The sequence below is a fragment of the Pseudoalteromonas tetraodonis genome, from assembly GCF_002310835.1.
In the GTDB taxonomy this organism is placed as follows: Bacteria; Pseudomonadota; Gammaproteobacteria; order Enterobacterales; family Alteromonadaceae; genus Pseudoalteromonas; species Pseudoalteromonas tetraodonis.
The window spans coordinates 147,070-166,876 of the sequence record NZ_CP011041.1 but is presented as its reverse complement, the minus strand read 5'-3'; the positions used below and the strand labels follow the sequence as shown (position 1 = coordinate 166,876).

The window sequence follows — 19,807 nt, the reverse complement described above, 5'->3', positions numbered from 1 at the left end:
CGCTACCTCTACTTAGCACTTTTTTTGGCTTTCTTTGGTGCGCGTTTAGCTGGCTTCTCTTGCTCTTGTACTAGTGGTAAACCACCAATAACTTCGCCTTTGAAGATCCAAACTTTAACACCAATGATACCGTAAGTGGTTAAGGCTTCAGAAGTTGCGTAGTCGATATCAGCACGAAGAGTATGTAGAGGTACACGACCTTCACGATACCATTCTGAACGTGCGATTTCTGCGCCGCCAAGACGACCGCTAACTTCAACTTTAATCCCTTTAGAACCGATGCGCATTGCATTTTGTACCGAACGCTTCATAGCGCGACGGAACATAACACGACGCTCTAGCTGAGAGGCAATGCCGTCTGCTACTAGTTGTGCATCTAGTTCTGGTTTACGTACTTCAGAAATATTAATCTGAGCAGGTACACCAGCGATTTTAGTTACCGCTTGACGTAATTTTTCTACGTCTTCGCCTTTTTTACCGATAACAACACCCGGACGAGCCGTGTGAATAGTTACTCGGATAGATTTTGCTGGACGCTCAATAACGATTTTAGACACAGAAGCCGCTTTTAATTCCTTAGTAAGGAATGTACGTACTTTGTGATCGCCAAAAAGCTGTGCAGAGAAATCTTTTGAATTCGCGTACCAGGTAGAAACCCAAGGTTTAGATATACCTAGGCGAATACCAGTAGGATGAACTTTTTGTCCCATTACTTATATCTCCTAGCTATCTGAAACCACAACAGTGATGTGGCTTGTACGCTTAAGGATGCGGTCTGCGCGTCCTTTAGCACGTGGCATAATACGTTTCATTGTTGGACCATCGTCCACAAAAATCGTTGTTACACGTAGCTCATCAATGTCAGCACCTTCGTTATGCTCTGCGTTAGCAATAGCAGACTCAAGTACTTTCTTAACTAATACAGCCGCTTTTTTCGGGCTGTACGCCAGGATTTCTAGTGCGCGATCGACAGGTAACCCGCGGATCTGATCTGCAACTAGACGTGCTTTTTGCGCCGAACCAGAGGCGAATTTATGTTTAGCTAATGCTTGCATTTATCTTCCCCTCTTAACGTTTCTTCGCTTTCTTATCCGCAGCATGGCCACGGTAAGTGCGAGTTGGTGCAAATTCACCTAGTTTGTGACCGATCATTTCGTCAGAAACGAAAACTGGTACATGCTGGCGACCATTATGGACAGCAATGGTCAATCCGATCATGTTAGGTATGATCATTGAACGACGGCTCCAAGTTTTAATTGGCTTCTTTTCACCGCTTTCCAAAGCTTTCTCTACCTTCTTCAGCAAGTGTAGGTCTATAAAAGGACCCTTCTTGAGAGAGCGTGGCATGGCTATTCCTCAATATTACTTAGTACGACGACGTACTATAAATTTATCCGTACGCTTGTTCTTACGCGTCTTAGCACCTTTAGTCGGCTTACCCCATGGAGACACAGGATGACGACCACCAGATGTACGACCTTCACCACCACCGTGTGGGTGATCAACCGGGTTCATGGCAACACCACGAACTGTCGGACGAATACCACGCCAGCGATTTGCACCTGCTTTACCAAGTGAACGAAGCATATGCTCAGCATTGCCTACTTCACCTAGTGTCGCACGACAATCAGATTCAACTTTACGAACTTCGCCTGAACGAAGACGTAATGTTACATATTGACCATCACGTGCAAGGATTTGAACGTATGCACCAGCAGAACGTGCAATTTGAGCACCTTTACCTGGTTTAAGTTCTACGTTGTGAACAGTCGAACCTACAGGCATATTACGCATTGGTAATGCATTACCAGGTTTGATTGGTGCATCAACACCAGACTGGATTGCATCGCCAGCTTTTAAGCCTTTTGGTGCGATAATGTAACGACGCTCACCGTCTGCATATAATACAAGAGCGATGTTTGCGCTACGATTTGGATCATATTCTAAACGCTCAACAGTGGCTGGAATGCCATCTTTAGTACGTTTAAAATCGATTAAACGGTAATGCTGCTTATGACCACCACCGATATGACGAACCGTAATACGACCATTGTTATTACGACCACCTGATTTAGAGTTTTTCTCTAATAGTGGTGCGTAAGGTTTACCCTTATGTAAATCTGGGTTAACCACTTTAACTAGGTGACGACGACCCGCAGAAGTTGGCTTACACTTTTGAAGTGCCATAATTCTAACTCCCCTTATTACTCGGCGCCGCCGACAAAGTCCAGCTCGCTACCTTCTTTAAGAGTAACGTAAGCTTTCTTCCAGTCGCTACGACGACCGAAACGCATGCCAGTACGTTTTGTTTTACCCTTAACGTTAAGTGTGCGAACACCAGTTACTTCTACTTCAAAAAGCTTCTCAACTGCCGCTTTAACTTCAGCTTTAGTTGCGTCATTTGCTACTTTGAAAACAATCGTGTTGTTTTCTTCAGCAGCGATTGTGCTTTTTTCAGAGATGTGTGGAGCAAGGATCACTTTTAAAAGACGTTCTTCACGGATCATGCTAGCGCCTCCTCAAGTTGCTTAACAGCAGCAGCTGTAATTAGTACCTTGTCGAAAGCAATTAAGCTTACAGGATCGATACCAGCTACATCACGTGTGTCAACCTTGTACAGGTTACGTGCCGATAAGAAAAGATTTTCATCTACTTCTTCAGTCACGATAAGAACATCTTTAAGCTCAAGTTCTTTAAGCTTAGCAACTAGTTCTTTAGTTTTTGGTGCTTCAAGACCAAAACTCTCAACAACGATTAAACGCTCTTGACGAACTAATTCAGATAAGATGCTTTTGATCGCACCGCGGTACATTTTACGGTTTACTTTTTGGCTGTGGTCTTGTGGTTTAGCTGCGAAGCTAACGCCACCTGAACGCCAAATTGGACTACGGATTGTACCAGCACGTGCACGGCCAGTACCTTTTTGAGCCCATGGTTTTTTACCACCACCGCTTACTTCAGAACGTGTCTTCTGAGCACGAGTACCTTGACGAGCACCTGCTGCGTATGCAACAACTACTTGGTGTACTAATGCTTCGTTAAACTCACGTCCAAAAGTAGCTTCAGAAACTTCAAGAGCGCCAGAAGCGTCTTTAATTGCTAATTCCATCACTAAATCTCCAGGACTTATGCTTTAACAGCTGGTTTAACGATAACGTCACCGCCGATAGCGCCAGGTACTGCACCTTTAACTAAAAGCAGGTTACGCTCAGCGTCAACGCGAACTAGTTCAAGGTTCTGAGTTGTTACTTGCTCATTACCCATTTGACCGGCCATTTTCTTACCTTTAAACACCTTACCAGGTGATTGGTTTTGACCGATTGAACCAGGAGCACGGTGAGATAGAGAGTTACCATGTGTAGCGTCTTGCATGCTGAAATTCCAGCGCTTAACACCACCTTGGAAACCTTTACCTTTAGAAGTACCGGTTACGTCAACTTTGTTGATTTCGTTGAATAATTCAACCGTAAGCTCTGCGCCTACTTCAAAATCGCCTTCACCACCATTTAGGCGGAATTCCCACAGACCGCGACCCGCTTCAACACCAGCTTTAGCGAAGTGACCCGCTGTTGCTTTGTTTACACGGCTTGCTTTTTTAGTGCCTGCGGTTACTTGAAGCGCGTTATAACCGTCTGTTGCGTCAGATTTGATCTGAGCAATGCGGTTAGGAGTCGCTTCAATAACTGTCACAGGGATAGATACACCATCTTCAGTGAAGATACGTGTCATACCCACTTTACGACCGACTAGACCTAATGCCATTTTCCTAAAACCTCTCTAATCTTCCGATTAACCCAGGCTGATTTGAACATCAACACCAGCAGCAAGGTCTAAACGCATAAGTGCGTCTACAGTCTTGTCAGTTGGTTCTACGATGTCGATCAGACGTTTATGGGTGCGGATCTCGTACTGATCACGCGCGTCTTTATTAACGTGCGGTGATGTAAGTACAGTAAAACGTTCAAAGCGTGTAGGTAGTGGAATTGGACCACGTACTTGTGCGCCAGTGCGTTTCGCAGTTTCCACGATTTCCGCCGTTGATTGGTCAATCAAACGGTGGTCAAAAGCTTTTAGGCGAATACGAATGCGTTGATTTGACATTCTTAAACCTCAATATAAAGAGCATTTAAAGAGCATAAAAAAACGACCGAAACAATCTTAATAATTAAGATGCCGGTTGTTAGATTATATCTACGTTGAGTTCCAAATCGGAACTCCTGTTTATTAGCTTGAAATCCAAGCTTAATTTATTCTTTCTTGTTCCCGAGGGAATTTTGAAAGCCTGCGTATTATAATGATGCTGGTGATAAATGCAACAACTATTTAGACATAATTGCTTTGCAATTGTCGTTTAAAAAATAGCTAAGTTTATTAATAGTGAACGTAATGGAAGTGATGATGTCACTATAATGTCATAGCTTGTCGATTAATCTGCAGAGGATTTTTTAGATAATATGTTATCCTATGCGCTAATTTTGCTGTTATATACCCATATTGATTTGGGTAACTACTCTCTTATGGTGAGTCAATGCGTATTTTAAATTATGGTTTAAATCTTATCTCTGGTGGTATTAGCCGCTTGTTTGTTAAAAGCAAAGTACTGCCTGAGAAGCCGTTAGAGCAATTTGAGTTAAACCCTAAAAACCCGACCTTTTATATAGTGCGTTTAAATTCACGCTTTGATTTAGCGGCACTCGCGCGCGTATGTAAACGAAATGGCTTGCCCGACCCTACCGAGCAGCAAGTGTTAGGTGACCAAGCGTTAGATCGTTTTATTGGCATTAAAAACCCACCACCGTTATTTGGTAATAAAGAAAAGCCTACCAACGCATTAGATCAGGGCAAGCAAATCATTGAACACTTATTAAATAGTGGCCAAAAAAATGTGCAGGTTGTGCCTGTGACTATTTTATGGGGCAGAGCGCCGGGTAAAGAGAAGCCAGGACTGAGTACTTTACTTTCGCACTCACTTACGCCCAGCTGGTTTAGAAAAATATTTGTTGTACTTTTTTCAGGTAGAGACAACTTTATTCGTTTTAGCCAACCACTTGATTTATCACTACTGGTGAACGAAAAAGCCGATGTAAATGAACTTCCTCATAAACTACTTCGCGTAGCTAGAGTACACTTTAAGCGCCAGAAGCTGGCTGCCACAGGGCCTAAAATCCCATCTCGTGATCAGTTATTTAGCTCACTACTGGCATCCCCAACGATAAAAAAAGCGATTCAAACTGAAGCGTCTGAAAAAAATATTAGCCAAGCCCAAGCGCGACAAAACGCATTAAAGCTTCTTGATGAAATTGCTGCTAATTACAGCGACGCCACCATTCGCGTTGCCGATCGCATATTAACCTGGCTTTGGAACAAGCTGTATAATGGGATTGATATAAAGTACACCGAGCAAATCCATGACCTAACCAACAAGGGCCATGAAATAATCTACATGCCGTGTCATCGTAGCCATATGGATTACTTGCTACTGACCTACTCTATTTACCATCAAGGGCTTGTTCCACCGCATATTGCAGCGGGTATTAACTTAAACTTTTTCCCAGCCGGTGGCATATTCCGCCGCAGTGGCGCGTTTTTTATTCGCCGCTCGTTTGCTGGTAACAAACTTTACTCAGCGGTATTTAAAGAATACTTAAGCCAGTTATTTATCAAAGGTTACTCGGTAAAGTTTTATACCGAGGGTGGGCGCAGCAGAACGGGACGTTTACTACCCCCTAAAACCGGCATGCTCGCAATGACAATGCAAGCCATGTTGCGCGGTATAGACAGACCTATATCTATTGTGCCGGTATATATTGGTTACGAGCACGTCATGGAAATCAATACCTACTTAAAAGAACTTGCGGGTAATGATAAAAAAGGCGAGTCGATATTAGGTATTTTTAAAGCGATTAAGAATTTAAAAAACTATGGTCGTGGTTATTTAAACTTTGGCGACCCTATTTCTATCAATCAGTATTTAAATGATAACCAGCCTGACTGGCGTGAATCAATTCATGCAACCGATGTGCAAAAACCACAATGGTTAGGGCCGCAGGTGGCTAACCTTGCTGATCAGGTTATGGTTAAAATTAACAATGCCGCCGCACTTAACTCAGTTAACTTACTGGCGATGATACTGCTGGTAAACGATAAGCAGGCATTGAGTAAGCCAAAGCTGTTAGCTCAGCTTGAGTTTTACTTACGATTGCAACGTGAAGCCAGCTATAGCAGTAAAATAACCGCACCCGATGAAACACCAGAGCAGCTACTTGAACATGCCTTAAAGCTTAATAAGTTTGATGTGATCAGTGATGAGTTTGGCGAAATAATTGCGATAAGCGATAAAGAAAAAACCTTATTCAACTACTACCGTAATAACATTTTACATATTTTTGCGGTGCCTAGTTTAGTGGCGCTGCATTTATTTAAGCAACATCAAAGCACCGTAACTCAGTGCCATCAGCTGGTGAAATCTTTTTATCCATTGTTTGCTAAAGAGTGGTACTTGCAAGAGTTAGATGAGAGCTACGTTACTCGTATTTTAACTAACTTTAGTGATCAAGGCTTAATTGCGCTTGATGGTGATAACATTAAAGTGACTCAAAATAACGATAGCTTTGCCAAACTCGAAATGCTCGGTCGTGCATTGAGCTTTACTTTGCAACGTTATGCGATTGTGATTGGCTTTATTCAAACCAGCCAAGGGATTGAAAAAGCAGAGCTTGAACGTGAAAGCTATGTGCTGGCGCAGCGCTTGGGTACGTTACATGGCATTAAAACGCCGGAGTTTTTTGACAAAAAGGTACTCAGTAGCTTTATTTCAAACCTACGCGAACAAAAGCTAATTAGTGAGTCAGATAATGGCTTACAAGGCAGTCCAGCGTTGTGCGAGACTTACAAACAACTACAAACGCTATTACCGGCACGTATTTGGCAGTCAATCACAGATATTGTGCACGCTCAATGCAAGTAAAATAAAACCATACCCACTATATTGAAGTTATTCAATATAGTAGGTATTAGGATTAGCGCTGGCGCATTACCCCTTCTTGAATAGTAGAGGCTACCAAGTTTCCTTGGCGGTCAAAAAACTGCCCACGTACCAGCCCTCTTCCTGAGCTCGCGCTTGGACTATCAATAGTATATAAAATCCAATCATCCATTCTAAACGGACGATGAAACCACATAGCATGGTCAATCGTCGCCACTTGCATATTCGGCTGCATAAACGATACGCCATGTGGTTGTAATGCGGTTGGTAAAAATTCAAAGTCGGACGCATACGCCAATAAATAGTTATGAATACGTTGATCGTCAGGCATATCGCCATTGGCTTTAAACCAAATATGTTTTACTGGTTCAATGGCTTCTGGTTTAAAGGGGTTATGAAAATTCACTGGGCGCATTTCAATCGGCATTTCACGAATAAATTTATTACGGATAGCTTCTGGAATATGCTGTGCATTTTCTTGATAAAACTCTAATGAAGAACGTAGCTCTTCAGGGGCAGGAACATCTGGCATGGTCGCTTGATGCGATAACCCTTGTTCATCACCTTGAAACGACGCCGTCATGTAAAAAATAGGCTTACCGTACTGAATCGCGCTAACACGACGCGTACTAAAACTTTTACCATCGCGAATCGTTTCAACGTCATACACTATCGGCTTTGCAGCATCGCCTGGGCGTAAAAAGTAAGAATGTAATGAGTGAACAATTCGCCCCGCTGGCAGTGTTTCTTTGGCTGCTGAAAGCGCTTGCCCCATAACTTGACCGCCAAACACCGCTCTAAAACCTAAGTCTTGGCTTTGTCCTCGGTATAAACCTTGTTCAATTTCTTCAAGTGATAACAACGACAATAAATCATCTAATACTTGGCTCATTATTTCTTCCTCAATCCCCTAATTTCTAAATGATACTATACAATACTGGAAAAATACCAACACACTGAGTGAGGAAAACTAATATGGCTTTTTGGCTATTTAAAACCGAACCCGACGCCTTTTCAATTGATGACTTAAAGTATGCACCTGAACAAACCACGTTATGGGAAGGCGTACGAAACTACCAAGCGCGTAACTTTATCCGCGATGATGTTAAACAAGGTGATTTAGTGATGATTTATCATTCTAGCTGTAAACAGGTTGGCGTTGCGGGAATAGGAATTGTCACTAAAGCCGCTTACCCTGATCCGACTCAGTTTGATTTAAGTAGCGATTATTATGATGCCAAAGCAACCGTTGAGACCCCCCGTTGGTTTGTGGTGGAAGTAACCTACCATTCTCATCTCAGTAGCATAGTGAGCTTGCAAGCAATTAAGGCAAATGAGTCAGTGACAGACATTGCACTTAAAAAAGGGGGACGTTTATCGGTCATGCCAGTGACCGAAAATGACTGGAATGAAATTTTGAACATGGCTTAATAGTCGCAAAGGTAACATACATTTTGCCATTAAAAAGGCACTCCACCAGCGCAGCATAGCTTGGCTCAATTTCTCTTATGCCCTCAGATTTGCTATGATCTGCGGCTTGTGCGCACTGGAGGAAAAATGAAATTACTATACTGGTTAGATGAATGGTTAACTCTCAGCGATAATGAGAAGCAAGCAAAACTACCTACCTCTGGTGGGGATTTACTCGGTGATGTGTATGTAAAATATCACTTTGTTGATCTCAAAAAACCCCTGCTTTTTACTTTTTCACCTGCCGGTACTGATGTACAAGAGCGTGATTTGAACGAAGACTTTGCACCTTGGGGCTATCATTTAGCACAAAAGCAAAACGTTAATATTATTGCGTTTCAGCATTTGGGTAAAAGTAATTGGTTTCGTAACCGCAATTTAATCTTTTTTATTGAGCAACTATCAACCCTACTCTCTCCTTTTGAAACCAAGCTAGGCTATGGACTTAGTCGTGGCGGCTTTGCTGTGGGTGCATTTGCTAAATTACTCAAACTCGACAAAGTACTGCTTTTCCATCCTGTTAGCACTAAAAACAAACTTATCGCCCCTTGGGATGACCGCTCAAGTACCGACATTGCCCAGCAATATGACTGGCAAGGTGACTACCATGATTTGGACTTAGGGGATGCACAGGGCTACATTATTTACGACCCAACCAACCGCATTGACCGCCAACACGCTAAACGCTACCAGCAGCTCACTCACTTACGCGTGTTTGGGATGGGGCACGGCACCCATGCCACTTATTTAAATAAGTTTGGGTTTTATAAACAAGTGGCTGTTGATTTTATTGCTAATCAACAAATCGACATTGCACAATTTAGGCTACAAACAAAAACACTGCGTTTAAAAGAGGATTATTATAAAAAACTTAATAAAGCCAATGCTAATTCGCCGCATCGTCAAGCGTTATTAAGTACCGCTCACACTATTTTAATCGACGAAAAAGCAGCGCACGTGCAAGAGCACCAAGAAAAAATTGATATTCAACCTTTAATAGACGTAGCCATTAAGCATCAAGATGAAAATCCAAATGATGCCATTAAACTATTAGAAGTGGCTCAACAGCTAGCGCCAGACGACCCGCTGGTTGAGCATAAGCTGAGACAATTAGAATAAGTAACAAAAGGTACTCATTCTTTACTTTTTCTTGGCGTGCCCTTGCTTGGGCACAATCGAAAAGTAAAGAATCAGCGCTATCCACGAAAAGAAGATAGCGCCTACTAGCCAGCCATTTTTTTCATGGCCTTGGCTACGCTTACTGTTAAGAATTATCATAATAGGGAAAATGTAAGCACATAAAACGATAATTAAAAACGCAATTTCAGTCATTATTTTTCCAAGCTAGGCCAGTCAACTTCATTACTCAATACTCGCTCTTGCGCAATGTAATGCAAAATATCTCCGGCGTTTACTGCATAATCTAAAGGCGGATTTAAATCCATATTTTTTGCACTTAAATTATGAGCCACACCTAACAATATTGCATCATGATCGTACTTAAAGTGATGAAATAATTTGCCAAACTCCATGGTTTTTACATTACTAGGGATTTGTAAACTAAACTGCGTATCACCATGCAAGGTTGATAATAGTTCCTCTTGTACACGACTTGAGCCTGGATCTTGCATTGAGCGCACTAAAATCTCTGCCGATTTAGTACTGCTACACTCTACGTTGTGGCAATGCTCTAATAACATTTCCACTTTCGTTTCATCAAAGAAGTGTGCACTTATGTGACAATCTTCTTTGACTAAACGACTAATACGCAGTGCGGTGGTAAATGTTTGGTCGTCATCTTGGCCATCAATAATCACTTTATCGGCGTGGCGAATGGCAACGCGTTCTAATTCATCCAAATCGGTGAAACTGGTTAGGCGAGCAAAATCAACATTCTCATTACTTAAAAACGGATGCTCTATTTGTTCAGTAACCGCTAATAAAATACGGCGATCTGTCCGCTTAGTATCAGCCAAAATGTAGTCGATCATTTTTTTGGTACGAGCATTATGCCAACCAAAAATAATAATATGATTGCTACTGTGAGCAAAGTTTTTATCACCAGTCATAGCGCGCCTAATTAAGTAAGTTACTGTTTGTCCTGTTTTACCCAACAAGACACCAAATAAAGCCAAACCAAAAGGTATTTGTATTAATGCGACAATCCAACGACCTAAGTCAGTTGATGGACTTAAATCCCCATACCCTACCGTTGAAGTGGTTACCGTGTAGTAGTAAAAAAAAGTACCCGGTGAAAGCAGTGCCTGCTCATTTGCCACTAACAATAAGCACCAAGTAAGCAGCATATGTAAGGATGTTGCTATTACAACAGACTGCCAACTTACCTGATCAATATGGCTGCGCAACAGCACAACAATACGTTTAAAAATATGATGCATAATTTTTTGTTAATCGATTGATTATTTAAATCATTTAGTAACACGATACTGCACATGATAACACTTAAGCAACGTTTTACTGTAATCGAAATATTCACGGTTCGTTATGAAGAAAAATAAGAGTAAACTATAGTTATAAAGTTATGAGGAAAAATATGGGTCTATTATGTCAGGTGTTTTAGCGTCAGTTGATCAGCGTACTCAGCTTGTAGGCGAAAATCGTTTAGAGTTGCTACTTTTTTATTTGCATAGCCGCCATTTATTTGCACTCAATGTATTTAAAATAAAAGAAGTGGTAAAGCTTCCCCGTTTAAGCAAAATACCGCACTCTCACCCTAAGGTAACCGGTGTAGCCAATATACGCGGTGAATCTATCCCAGTGATTGACCTTCGCCAAGCCATTTCTATGGCTAAAAAAGAATATGGTGAAGATTGTAATCTGGTCATAACTGAATATAACCGCACCACACAAGGTTTTTTAATTGGCAAGGTTGATCAAATCATGAATATGACCTGGTCTGACATTATGCCGCCCCCCAGCTCTGTGGGTAAAAATCATTATATTACGGCACTAACTAAAGTACAGCGTGATGGCCAAGAGCAATTAGTTGAAATTATTGATGTAGAAAAAGTACTCGCTGAAATAGTTGAGTACGAGGTCAATATTACTGATGGGGTGTTGGATGAAACCATCGTAAACGAATTTGCAGGACGCAAAATATTGCACGCCGATGATTCGCCAACAGCACGTAAACAAGTTAGCGATACGTTATCGCAGCTTGGTATCGAAATTATTCCTGCCAGTAACGGTCTAGAAGCCCTACAAATGCTCAAAAGCTGGGCTGATGAAGGACGCGATGTTGAAAAAGAGCTGCTAATGGTGATTACCGATGCCGAAATGCCTTCGATGGATGGCTATCGCTTAACCTATGAAATACGTAACGACAATCGCTTAAAAAACTTACATGTGGTGCTTAACACGTCCCTGAGTGGTAGCTTCAACCAAGCCATGGTGGAAAAAGTAGGCTGTAATGCATTTTTATCAAAATTTCAGCCCGACTTACTCGTTCAAGAAGTACAAAATCGCTTAAAGCAAGTGCTTGGTGATTCTTAATTGAGCATAACTAGCAAATACCGACCAAGGTAAGTATTTGCTAGCGACATTCCCTCATCAACAACCTTTAAAAAGTCTGCTTTACTGAGCGTTTATTCAAAGCGGTGTTTGCTAATCCTAAGATTTCATGATTAATTAACAAATAAGTTTTCACTAACTCGTTATTAATTATGCTTAATAAAGTTGCCAGTCCATTTACCAAGCTCGTCGAGCGCTACTTACCCGACCCATTTATATTTGTTATTTTGCTCACCATTATTACTTTAGTCATTGCGAATTTAGCGACCCCTGCAACCACACTTGAGGTAATAACATCATGGGGTAGCGGGTTTTGGAACTTACTGAGCTTTGCCATGCAAATGCTATTGGTATTAGTAACAGGCTACATGCTTGCCAGTACCTCGTTAATAAGTATGTTACTAACAAAATTAGCAACGCTTGCTAATACGGCCCCAAAAGCCATTATTTTAGTGACATTTATTTCGCTTTTAGCAAGCTGGCTAAATTGGGGGTTTGGCTTAGTGATTGGGGCTTTATTTGCTAAAGCCATTGCTAAACAGACTCGAGTGGATTATCGGCTATTAGTGGCAAGTGCTTACTCAGGTTTTGTAGTATGGCACGGCGGTTTAGCGGGATCCGTACCACTCACCATTGCCACCGAAGGGCATTTTTCACAGGCGACTATGGGTATTATTGGCACACAGCAAACCTTATTCGCAGGCTTTAATATTGCGATTCTGATTGGCTTATTTATCATTATGCCACTGGTTAACCGCTATATGCTACCGAATGAAAAAGACAGTGTTTATATTGATCCTTCACTGCTTGAAAATACCCTAACTGATAAAGTCGCAATAACACGCCCTGCTCAACATTTAGAGCAAAGCAAACTGCTAGGTATGGGCATTGGCTTACTCGGACTTGCCTACTTAGGCTATTACTTTTTTATCGCAGGTGGCGGCTTAAATCTCAACAGTGTGATAGCGCTTTTCTTATTTTTAGCTATCACACTACATCAGACCCCCCACAATTTACTAAATAGCCTACAACAAGCGATTCCAAGTGGCGCAGGAATTGTAATTCAGTTCCCTTTTTATGCTGGCATTATGGCGGTCATGGTAGATACTGGACTGGCGCAACAAATATCACAGGGCTTTATTGCCATAGCGGATGCCGATAGCTTGCCATTTTACAGCTTTATTAGTGCAGGACTCGTTAATATGTTTGTACCCTCAGGTGGCGGACAATGGGCGGTACAAGCGCCAATTGTTATCCCGGCAGCACAAGAGCTTGGTGCAGATATGGCGCGGGTTGCTATGGCTGTGGCGTGGGGAGATGCGTGGACTAATTTAATTCAACCCTTTTGGGCATTACCGGTATTAGCCATTGCAGGATTAAAAGCTAAAGACATTATGGGCTTTTGCGTGGTACAGCTGATTATTACTGGGGTGTTTATTTCGTTGGTATTAAGCTTTTACTAATATAATCGGGCTGTAACTCATATTACAGCCCGCACTTATTTAGCTCGATAAAATCTTCATTGGCAAGCTTAATATCGCGTTTTCAGAGTCAGCAAAGTGCATCATCACTGCTACATGGCCAGCAACCACCAGCGCATACATGACCGCTGAAAAGCCTTGGCCATATTTATCAAGCGGCAATAAATGCGAGTAATGACGGCCGCGCCATTCAAATACAATTTCCAGTGCGCCAACAAACAAAAAGAACACCAGCAACATTAAGCCAAACGTATAGCTAAGCCATAAGCCAAATAACACACCCAATAAACATACACTCAGCCCCACCCATGAACGCATTGAAAAGCTAATACTTTTTAAAACATGTCCGCCATCAAGCGGTAAAATAGGCAGTAAGTTAAATAAGTTAAGCAGTGCACTAAGTACCGCAACGCCTGCAAATATTTCCATTTCTGTGGCGTAATAAAGCACCACGCCTAACACTGAGGTAAACAAACCAAAGGCAGGGCCCATTAGTGAGATCACCACATCTTGCCAGCGCGTAGTTATTTTATCGTCGCTAACGGCTAACCCGCCTACAAAAGGAATTAAATAAATGCCTTTGGTTTTTATCCCAAAATACTTCATAGCTCGTACGTGGCCATATTCATGTACCACCAGGCAAGCAATCAGCATTAACGCAAATTCAATGGTAAACAGCCAAGCATAACCGGCCACCGATGCGCTCGCTAGCGCCACTTTAACAACCTTAGCACTTTTAAATAACTTAAAGCCTAGCGCCGCAAGTCCCAAAAAGCCTTTTTTAGATTCGCCTTGCGCCGCCACAGGTAAAGCCAGCTGAGTGGCAAACTGATTATCTACAAATAGCGCAATACTCTGTTGGTTAACGTCACTGCTATCAATACCAATTAGCTGCTCATCAAGCATAAACTCAACATAGTTTTCACGTGGATTTTCAAATGCAATCGCTTGCTGATCATGAAATATTTTTACAATTTGTTGCTTATCTAGCATAAGCGTAAACGGTTGTTCGGCTAGATTCAGATCGATTTTTATCATTGTTATATCAGTTCGCTTAATTAGGGGCGCTATTTTGAGGCAGAAAAATCCTGCCGATAGCAAGGCAAAAACTTCGTTATTTAGTTGCTCTAAAGGAGAATTTTTTAACGCAGCTCGCGTCTGACTTGCCCCCTCAAAATGATTAAGTATTATTGCGGATTGGTATTATAACCATTATAAATTATGATGCTAGTATACCTACTCACCTAAAAAACACGAGCAAGATAGAATAATTTGTCGATTGGATTTTGCTGATATTTAAAATTTAAAACAGCAATAAATACTGACAAAAACAATTCAAGCGACTATTTTTAAAACAGAGGGATATAAATTACGACCGTTAAGTTAAGGACAACAATGCACACAAAATTACCAAACATACTCGTTGTCGATGACTCAAAAGCCATTTTGATTGTCATGAAAGCTATTTTTAATGAACTCGAAATGTCGCAATCCACAACCACCTGTTTAAACCCTGTTAAAGCACTTGAAAAAGTAAAAGCTGATATAAACTATTTTGATGCCATATTTACCGATCTTAATATGCCAGAAATGGATGGCATGGAGCTGATCCGTAACTTAGGTGAAATAGGCTATTGCGGTGCAATTGTTATTATTTCTGAAATGGACCCTAAAATAATCAGCCTAGCCGCTGACCTCGCTAAACAGCACAATGTGCATTTAATTGGCAACCTATCTAAGCCTGTGCAACTCAATCAGGTAAATACGTTACTTACCAAAATAGCGCAGTTAAACAGCCACACACTTGTAAAAGAGCGCCCAATCACTAAAGAAAAACTAATTAACGCATTAAAAAATAATGAAATAACACCTTACTATCAACCTAAAATAAATATAAACACCAATCAAATACAAAGTGTTGAAGTGCTGGCTCGCATTGTATCAAGTAAAGACGAACGAGTTATTTTACCAAGCCGTTTTATCAGCCTGGCTGAGCAATGCGATTTAATCAATGACATTACGTTTACGCTATTTGAAAAAGCCTGTGGTGACATCAAGCAACTAAAAGAGCAGCTGGGTACAAATTTGAAATTGTCATTTAACTTATCGCCGTGTCAGTTAGATGATTTAAACAGCCCCAATAAGTTATTACAGCTTCTACAAAAACATGATGTTTTACCCAGTGATGTGGTGCTTGAAATAACCGAGCAGCATGCCCTTTCAAGCTACACTCAACTCGAAACCTTAAATAGATTAAGAATATTCGGCTTTGGTATTTCACTCGATGACTTTGGCACTGGTTTTACTAATATTAACCAACTGAAACAGCTGCCATTTACAGAAGTAAAAATAGATCGCTCTTTTATTAGCCACATAGAAACCGATAAGTTTTCTCAAGTGGTAGTCAGTTCACTAATTAATATGACAACCCAAGAGCAGCTTGAATTAGTGGCCGAAGGGGTTGAGCGCCCCGAAGAGCTGGCCTACCTCAAGCATTATCAAACAAATTTAGCTATACAGGGCTTTTTATTTAGTTGCCCAAAAGCAAAAGCTGAATTTATCTCGTGGGCCCAACACTGGATAAAAACAGCTGCTAAAACAAAAAACAGCTAACGAGATTCATTATCGTCGGCGCTGACGATATGCTCACTATCAGCTAAACGCTGGTGCCAACGCTGCTTTGCTACGGCGCGCATATTGGTTGATTGATCTCGCTCATCAACAATTTCTAAGCCCATTAACGCTTCTATCATATCCTCGAGCGTTACAATTCCTTGCACATCACCGTATTCGTCAATCACTAAGCAAATGTGGGTACGTTGGGTGAGCAATGTTTGTAATAGCGACGATACATTTTGGGTACTCGGTACCGTATAGATAGGTTTAACTAACTTACTAATTTTGTAATCTGTGCCTAACCGATGATATGCCAACATAATATCGTTTTTATGTACAAAGCCTATGATATCGTCAGCGTCTTTGTCATAAATTAGCACTCGAGAGAATGACGACGAACCGTGTTCACTCAAGTATTGATTAACGGTAAGATCTTTATGGATTTTAAAAATGACCGTACGCGGTGTCATTAAATCGGTTAGTTTTGCATGCCTAAAGTGCAGCAAGTTACGAATGATTTCTGATTCATCAGCATGAAGCGCCCCAGACTCACTACCAATGTCGGCCATTGCTTCTATTTCTTGGCGAATATAATAGGCCTCATTATGCTTTTGACCCATCAAATTAGTTAGCTTTTGTGCTGCCCAAACAAAAGGCTTAAGGACTAGTACCAAAATACGTAAACCATAAGTCACACTAGGCGTTAAAGCACGCCAATAATTAGCCCCCAGCGTTTTAGGAATAATTTCAGATAACACCAGTACCAATAAAGTCATAATCGCAGACGCAATCCCCACAGCCGCATCTGAAAACACCACGGCAGCCTGTGCGCCCACGCCCGCAGCACCAGCAGTATGTGCAACAGTATTAAGTGTTAAAATAGCCGCTAATGGCTGATCGATATTACTTTTTAGCTTCTCTAGTTGCTTAGCCAGTACTGGCCGCTCTTTACGAAGCAGCGCAACATAACTAGGTGAAATGCTCAATAGCACCGCTTCCATGACAGAACATAGAAACGAAATCACAATCGCTGTAACCATGTAAACGATTAATAGTGTCACTTTTTTTCCTCTAAATTGGATATATGAGCATCATAACAATACATGCTATATTTGGCCAAATCTCCAATAATAATAGGCATAGTAATGAATTTAAGCGCACCTTGGCATCGTTACGCAAAACGTTTTACTCACTTGGCAGCCCTACTCACATTAAGTAGTTTGAGTTTAACGGCATTAGCTGCCCCACTCGATCAATCAAAAATTCAGTTTATCGGGCCTCTTGCAGAAGACATGCAAGCAAAGCCATTTCAAACACCGCATGGCGACGTGATTATCAATAATCTGCTTGCACAACTTGAATCAAATAAAGAAAGCTTTGTTGTGTTTGGTAAAAAGCATAAGTGGCAACCACTTGATAAAATTAACGCGCTTACTTTAGGCGGTTTACAAGCACTTAAATTTAATATTGAAACTAACCGATTTACTCAAGGCTCCTTAAACATTAAAGGAATAGAGCAAGGCCAGGTTTTTATTAACGGTGAGAAACAAAGTGGTGAAAACCAACGCTATCAGCTTGCTTTAAATAACGGCTCACACACCGTTATTGTCATTGCTCAACAGGTTGCTAATTGGAATGATGTCACCTTAGAGTTTGTGCCAAAAGCAGAAACTGACGCCGTGACCCTAACGACAAATAAGACCAAGCGCTTATCGGCTAAGCAATTGTTTGACGCCCCAACTATTAGCGGCTTGTCTTTGTCACCTGATGCTAAGCATTACTTAAGTACAACAAAGCGTTACAGCGATAAAACAGGCAACGACGCCATTACCACAACCGAGCTTAAAAATACTAATAACCAAACGGTATACCGATTTGAAGAAGCGCAGCCTAGCCAATTCACTTGGAGTCCTGATAATCAATTTTTAGTCTATTTACTCAACGGCGAATTAAAGCAGTTAAACCGTAAAACTTTCGCTATAAAAACCTTAGCCTCAGGCCTTGAGGGGGCAAGCAACTTTAGCTATTACAACGATAATAGTATTCTTTTTAGCTGGTCCAAATCACCTGAAGAAACCAATAGCCTCACTAAACATCATAAAGGCTTGCAAGACCGTTGGTCTTACGCCCGTACGGTTAGCCAATTATATTTACTCGATACCCACAGTGGTTTAACCAAAGCCCTGACCGAAGGCGTATTAAGCCATCAACTTGAAGATGCTAATAGCAACCGTGGAAAACTATTAATAAGTCGTCCAGTAATGGCCATGCAAGCCTCAACCCATCCAGAGACTGAGCTGGTTGAACTTACATTAAAATCCAACAGCATAAAATCGTTAGGTAAGTTTAAAACCTTTAATCAAGCGAAATATACCGCAAACAATATTTATGTTGTTGCAGGCCCTGATTTTAAAAATGGCGCAGGCAGAGTACTACCGCAAACCATGCTGGCGAATAATTATGATGGCCAGCTGTATTTACTAACCGATAACGCTAAAAAAGTAACGGCGTTAAGTAAACAGTTTGACCCTGCGATTGGCACATTGGAAGTACTAAGCAATGGCGATGCGTTAATCAAAGTGACAGAAAAAGACACCCAACCACTGTATTTATATGATCTGAGTAAACAACGCTTTAAAAAGTTAGATACAGGGTTTGATATTGTAGAACAGTTTAGTTTTTCAAATACTCGCAATACCCAGCTACTGCTCTCTGGCAGTAATGCTTCAAGCGCCCAACAACTCAAGCGCTTTGACGTAAGCAAAAATAAGGTGGAGTTAATCTGGGATTCAAACCCGATTGCATATGCCAATACCACGATTCCTAAGCTTGAAGAATTTAGCTTTACCAATAAGCGTGGCGTAGAAATATCTGGTCGTGTTTATCTGCCAAGTAATATTGATAAAACTAAAAAGCACCCTGCTCTGGTCTATTACTATGGTGGCACCTCACCTGTGACTCGTGGATTTACAGGGCGTTACCCTTTTAATTTATGGGCAGCAAACGGCTATGTGGTTTATGTGGTACAGCCAACTGGTGCAACGGGCTTTGGACAAACTTTTTCAGCGCAACATGTCAATGCGTGGGGCGATTATACCGCCGATGACATTATGCAAGGCACAGAGGCATTTTTAGCTAAATATGATTTTGTAGACAGAAGTAAAGTCGGTAATTTAGGGGCATCTTACGGTGGGTTTATGACGATGCTGCTTGCTACTAAAACCGATATGTTCAGCGCGTCTATTGCTCATGCGGGAATTTCAAACTTAACTTCTTACTGGGGTGAAGGATGGTGGGGATATTTATACTCAGGCGAAGCCTCTAAAAATAGTTTCCCGTGGAATAACTCTGAACTTTATAGCCAACATAGCCCAGTGTTTCATGCCGATAAAGTGACCACGCCATTACTGCTTATTCATGGTGACAGCGATACGAATGTGCCAGTAGGTGAAAGCTTAACTATGTACACCGCGCTAAAACTGCTAAATAAAGATGTTGAAATGATTGAGTACAAAGGAGCCGATCATCAAATATTTGCTCGCGATAAGCGCTTTAATTGGTGGAACACTATGTTGGCTTACTTTGATAAAAAGTTAAAAAATGAACCACAATGGTGGGATTCAATGTACGGCCAGTAGTCATTTAAATGCGCACTTAAAATAATTTATAAAAAGTGCGCAATACAAAGGTAATTTCATTATTCTTTTTTGTAATATAAAGTTAC

The 19,807-nt window shown here is 41.3% G+C and carries 20 protein-coding genes; 7 read left to right on the top strand and 13 right to left on the bottom strand.

The genetic code is table 11. The features are described from left to right. Positions 1 to 8 precede the first annotated feature (8 nt). The 8 genes from rpsC to rpsJ are packed head-to-tail and all read right to left on the bottom strand — an operon-like array spanning position 9 to position 4,101. A complete protein-coding gene (rpsC, locus tag PTET_RS00805) occupies positions 9 to 710 on the bottom strand; it encodes a 30S ribosomal protein S3 (RefSeq protein ID WP_008108350.1) in 702 nt (233 codons plus the stop codon). A gap of 12 nt (positions 711 to 722) precedes the next feature. Further along, positions 723 to 1,055, bottom strand: coding sequence for a 50S ribosomal protein L22 (rplV, locus tag PTET_RS00800; protein ID WP_004588690.1), 333 nt, complete (start codon positions 1,053 to 1,055; stop codon positions 723 to 725). Between the two features lie 13 nt (positions 1,056 to 1,068). After that, positions 1,069 to 1,347, bottom strand: coding sequence for a 30S ribosomal protein S19 (rpsS, locus tag PTET_RS00795; protein ID WP_004588689.1), 279 nt, complete (start codon positions 1,345 to 1,347; stop codon positions 1,069 to 1,071). Positions 1,348 to 1,362: 15 nt separating this feature from the next. Next, positions 1,363 to 2,187: a 50S ribosomal protein L2 gene (gene rplB, locus PTET_RS00790; RefSeq protein WP_007376192.1), complete on the bottom strand. Its 825-nt coding sequence runs from the start codon at positions 2,185 to 2,187 to the stop codon at positions 1,363 to 1,365. A 17-nt stretch (positions 2,188 to 2,204) separates the two neighbouring features. After that, positions 2,205 to 2,507, bottom strand: a complete 303-nt coding sequence (gene rplW / locus PTET_RS00785) for a 50S ribosomal protein L23 (RefSeq protein WP_008108343.1) — start codon at positions 2,505 to 2,507, stop codon at positions 2,205 to 2,207. Next, positions 2,504 to 3,109: a 50S ribosomal protein L4 gene (gene rplD, locus PTET_RS00780; protein WP_008108340.1), complete on the bottom strand. Its 606-nt coding sequence runs from the start codon at positions 3,107 to 3,109 to the stop codon at positions 2,504 to 2,506. Before rplD ends, rplW begins: the two co-directional genes overlap by 4 nt. Positions 3,110 to 3,126: 17 nt before the next feature. Further along, positions 3,127 to 3,762, bottom strand: coding sequence for a 50S ribosomal protein L3 (gene rplC / locus PTET_RS00775; RefSeq protein ID WP_008108338.1), 636 nt, complete (start codon positions 3,760 to 3,762; stop codon positions 3,127 to 3,129). A gap of 27 nt (positions 3,763 to 3,789) precedes the next feature. Further along, complete coding sequence (gene rpsJ / locus PTET_RS00770) at positions 3,790 to 4,101, bottom strand: 30S ribosomal protein S10 (RefSeq protein WP_002957900.1); 312 nt, start codon at positions 4,099 to 4,101, stop codon at positions 3,790 to 3,792. A gap of 427 nt (positions 4,102 to 4,528) precedes the next feature. Between rpsJ and plsB the strand changes: the two genes are divergently transcribed. Beyond that, positions 4,529 to 6,967, top strand: coding sequence for a glycerol-3-phosphate 1-O-acyltransferase PlsB (gene plsB / locus PTET_RS00765; protein WP_024601283.1), 2,439 nt, complete (start codon positions 4,529 to 4,531; stop codon positions 6,965 to 6,967). 52 nt (positions 6,968 to 7,019) lie between these two features. Here the strand turns inward: plsB and tesB are convergent, their stop codons facing one another. Continuing rightward, positions 7,020 to 7,877, bottom strand: a complete 858-nt coding sequence (tesB, locus tag PTET_RS00760; protein ID WP_013463778.1) for an acyl-CoA thioesterase II — start codon at positions 7,875 to 7,877, stop codon at positions 7,020 to 7,022. A gap of 83 nt (positions 7,878 to 7,960) precedes the next feature. On the opposite strand from tesB, the gene PTET_RS00755 reads away from it, so the two are divergent. Together PTET_RS00755 and PTET_RS00750 are read left to right on the top strand one after the other, a co-directional pair. Then, entirely contained in the window at positions 7,961 to 8,416 is a 456-nt protein-coding gene (locus PTET_RS00755) for an EVE domain-containing protein (RefSeq protein ID WP_013463777.1), read from the top strand. Between the two features lie 126 nt (positions 8,417 to 8,542). Beyond that, positions 8,543 to 9,574, top strand: a complete 1,032-nt coding sequence (locus PTET_RS00750) for a cytosolic protein (RefSeq protein ID WP_096038086.1) — start codon at positions 8,543 to 8,545, stop codon at positions 9,572 to 9,574. 21 nt (positions 9,575 to 9,595) lie between these two features. On the opposite strand, the gene PTET_RS00745 is transcribed toward PTET_RS00750, so the two are convergent. After that, the gene (locus PTET_RS00745; protein WP_013463775.1) at positions 9,596 to 9,787 is read right to left on the bottom strand and encodes a hypothetical protein; all 192 of its coding nucleotides are present in this window, start codon (positions 9,785 to 9,787) and stop codon (positions 9,596 to 9,598) included. After that, positions 9,787 to 10,854: a potassium channel family protein gene (locus PTET_RS00740; RefSeq protein WP_013463774.1), complete on the bottom strand. Its 1,068-nt coding sequence runs from the start codon at positions 10,852 to 10,854 to the stop codon at positions 9,787 to 9,789. Before PTET_RS00740 ends, PTET_RS00745 begins: the two co-directional genes overlap by 1 nt. Positions 10,855 to 11,020: 166 nt before the next feature. Here PTET_RS00740 and PTET_RS00735 point away from each other — a divergent pair, with 166 nt between their 5' ends. Together PTET_RS00735 and PTET_RS00730 are read left to right on the top strand one after the other, a co-directional pair. Continuing rightward, a complete protein-coding gene (locus PTET_RS00735) occupies positions 11,021 to 11,968 on the top strand; it encodes a chemotaxis protein CheV (RefSeq protein ID WP_013463773.1) in 948 nt (315 codons plus the stop codon). Positions 11,969 to 12,138: 170 nt separating this feature from the next. Next, positions 12,139 to 13,449 carry a short-chain fatty acid transporter gene (locus tag PTET_RS00730; protein ID WP_096038085.1) on the top strand — a complete coding sequence of 437 codons (1,311 nt, stop codon included), beginning with the start codon at positions 12,139 to 12,141 and terminating at the stop codon, positions 13,447 to 13,449. 39 nt (positions 13,450 to 13,488) lie between these two features. Here the strand turns inward: PTET_RS00730 and PTET_RS00725 are convergent, their stop codons facing one another. After that, positions 13,489 to 14,505 carry a metalloprotease gene (locus tag PTET_RS00725; protein WP_028835913.1) on the bottom strand — a complete coding sequence of 339 codons (1,017 nt, stop codon included), beginning with the start codon at positions 14,503 to 14,505 and terminating at the stop codon, positions 13,489 to 13,491. A 357-nt stretch (positions 14,506 to 14,862) separates the two neighbouring features. On the opposite strand from PTET_RS00725, the gene PTET_RS00720 reads away from it, so the two are divergent. Further along, positions 14,863 to 16,080, top strand: a complete 1,218-nt coding sequence (locus PTET_RS00720; RefSeq protein ID WP_033102921.1) for an EAL domain-containing response regulator — start codon at positions 14,863 to 14,865, stop codon at positions 16,078 to 16,080. Here the strand turns inward: PTET_RS00720 and PTET_RS00715 are convergent. Then, positions 16,077 to 17,144, bottom strand: a complete 1,068-nt coding sequence (locus PTET_RS00715) for a hemolysin family protein (RefSeq protein ID WP_028835911.1) — start codon at positions 17,142 to 17,144, stop codon at positions 16,077 to 16,079. The two genes, PTET_RS00720 and PTET_RS00715, sit on opposite strands and share 4 nt — an antisense overlap. A gap of 84 nt (positions 17,145 to 17,228) precedes the next feature. Between PTET_RS00715 and PTET_RS00710 the strand changes: the two genes are divergently transcribed. Further along, positions 17,229 to 19,721 carry an alpha/beta hydrolase family protein gene (locus tag PTET_RS00710; protein ID WP_096038084.1) on the top strand — a complete coding sequence of 831 codons (2,493 nt, stop codon included), beginning with the start codon at positions 17,229 to 17,231 and terminating at the stop codon, positions 19,719 to 19,721. Positions 19,722 to 19,807 lie beyond the last annotated feature (86 nt).

Coding starts and splice junctions, on each gene's coding strand:
- rpsC (WP_008108350.1), bottom strand. CDS start 710: ATGGGACAAAAAGTTCATCCTACTGGTATTCGCCTAGGTATATCTAAA.
- rplV (WP_004588690.1), bottom strand. CDS start 1,055: ATGCAAGCATTAGCTAAACATAAATTCGCCTCTGGTTCGGCGCAAAAA.
- rpsS (WP_004588689.1), bottom strand. CDS start 1,347: ATGCCACGCTCTCTCAAGAAGGGTCCTTTTATAGACCTACACTTGCTG.
- rplB (WP_007376192.1), bottom strand. CDS start 2,187: ATGGCACTTCAAAAGTGTAAGCCAACTTCTGCGGGTCGTCGTCACCTA.
- rplW (WP_008108343.1), bottom strand. CDS start 2,507: ATGATCCGTGAAGAACGTCTTTTAAAAGTGATCCTTGCTCCACACATC.
- rplD (WP_008108340.1), bottom strand. CDS start 3,109: ATGGAATTAGCAATTAAAGACGCTTCTGGCGCTCTTGAAGTTTCTGAA.
- rplC (WP_008108338.1), bottom strand. CDS start 3,762: ATGGCATTAGGTCTAGTCGGTCGTAAAGTGGGTATGACACGTATCTTC.
- rpsJ (WP_002957900.1), bottom strand. CDS start 4,101: ATGTCAAATCAACGCATTCGTATTCGCCTAAAAGCTTTTGACCACCGT.
- plsB (WP_024601283.1), top strand. CDS start 4,529: ATGCGTATTTTAAATTATGGTTTAAATCTTATCTCTGGTGGTATTAGC.
- tesB (WP_013463778.1), bottom strand. CDS start 7,877: ATGAGCCAAGTATTAGATGATTTATTGTCGTTGTTATCACTTGAAGAA.
- PTET_RS00755 (WP_013463777.1), top strand. CDS start 7,961: ATGGCTTTTTGGCTATTTAAAACCGAACCCGACGCCTTTTCAATTGAT.
- PTET_RS00750 (WP_096038086.1), top strand. CDS start 8,543: ATGAAATTACTATACTGGTTAGATGAATGGTTAACTCTCAGCGATAAT.
- PTET_RS00745 (WP_013463775.1), bottom strand. CDS start 9,787: ATGACTGAAATTGCGTTTTTAATTATCGTTTTATGTGCTTACATTTTC.
- PTET_RS00740 (WP_013463774.1), bottom strand. CDS start 10,854: ATGCATCATATTTTTAAACGTATTGTTGTGCTGTTGCGCAGCCATATT.
- PTET_RS00735 (WP_013463773.1), top strand. CDS start 11,021: ATGTCAGGTGTTTTAGCGTCAGTTGATCAGCGTACTCAGCTTGTAGGC.
- PTET_RS00730 (WP_096038085.1), top strand. CDS start 12,139: ATGCTTAATAAAGTTGCCAGTCCATTTACCAAGCTCGTCGAGCGCTAC.
- PTET_RS00725 (WP_028835913.1), bottom strand. CDS start 14,505: ATGATAAAAATCGATCTGAATCTAGCCGAACAACCGTTTACGCTTATG.
- PTET_RS00720 (WP_033102921.1), top strand. CDS start 14,863: ATGCACACAAAATTACCAAACATACTCGTTGTCGATGACTCAAAAGCC.
- PTET_RS00710 (WP_096038084.1), top strand. CDS start 17,229: ATGAATTTAAGCGCACCTTGGCATCGTTACGCAAAACGTTTTACTCAC.